Consider the following 1,064-nt stretch of genomic DNA (forward strand, 5'->3'; position numbering starts at 1 on the left):
CGGCCGTCAACGGCAGTGCCGGGACCGCCGGCGCGGCCGGCGCGGCCGGAGCCGCCGGTCAGGGCGGCGCCGGCGGCGCGGCCGGAGCGGGCGGCGCCGGCGGTTCGGCATCACAGAACACCGGTACGCCCACGCAGGGCAGCACCGGTGCCAGCGGCAGCGTCGGTGCGGCCGGCGCCGACGGCAGTGTCGGCACGGCCGGCAGCCCCGGGTAACCACCGCAGTCCCCGAAATCAGCAGCGAGATAGGGCATTCGAGTGAGTGAGCAGCACCGCACCGGCCGTCGGGCCGCGCGTCGTCGTCGGGCGCTGGGCGCCGGAACCGCAGCGGGAGCATTCCTGGCGTTCGGGCTGGGCCCGCTGGCACCGTCGGCGCAGGCCGACGGCGAGTTCGACTGGCTGACCGACCTCGTCGACGCGATGACCGGCACCGTCGCAACCGCCGGACCCGACACGCACGGCCTGGACCTGGACGGCTGGTTCAACCCGGCCACCTGGGATCAGCAGCTGCCCGGCGTGGACGAGGCGTCGTCCGCGGCCGCCGGCGCCGGCCTGGGCGCCGGTGAGCTCGGCGACTACACGACGCTGCTGCTCCCCCTCTACACCGGGTTGCACACCAGCATCGAGAACTGGATCCACAGCCCGTTCGGTCAGACCGTCGACGGCTTCATCAACACCGTGGCCGGCTCGAAGGTCATCGGCGACGGCACCGCCGGCACCGCGACCGACCCCAACGGCGGCGACGCCGGCTGGCTGTTCGGCGATGGCGGCGCGGGGTACAACGCCACCGCGGACGGTGCCGCGGGCGGCAACGGCGGCGACGCCGGGTTCTTCGGCAACGGCGGCACCGGCGGCAGTGGCGGCACGGGCGGCACGGGCGGCGATGGCGGCGCCGGTGGGACGCAGTTCGGGATCGGCGGCGCGGGCGGCGCCGGTGGTGCCGGTCTGACCGGCGGAGACGGCGGCAACGGCGGCACCGGCGGCGCCGGGATGGGCCTGCTGCTGAACGTCGGCGGCGTCGGCGGCACCGGCGGCATCGGCGGGGCGGGCACCGCGGACACCGCC

At 76.7% G+C, this 1,064-nt stretch carries 1 protein-coding gene and 1 pseudogene; both read left to right on the forward strand.

What is annotated here, in order from left to right; translation table 11 throughout:
• Window positions 1-215, forward strand: a pseudogene (locus KIH27_RS22100) (exosporium protein); the annotation flags it as partial.
• A gap of 42 nt (window positions 216-257) precedes the next feature.
• On the forward strand, window positions 258-1,064 hold an 807-nt coding region (locus KIH27_RS23135), incomplete at its 3' end, for a PGRS repeat-containing protein (RefSeq protein ID WP_372451456.1).

The sequence above is a fragment of the Mycolicibacter acidiphilus genome (assembly GCF_018455725.1).
Lineage (GTDB): Bacteria > Actinomycetota > Actinomycetes > Mycobacteriales > Mycobacteriaceae > Mycobacterium > Mycobacterium acidiphilum.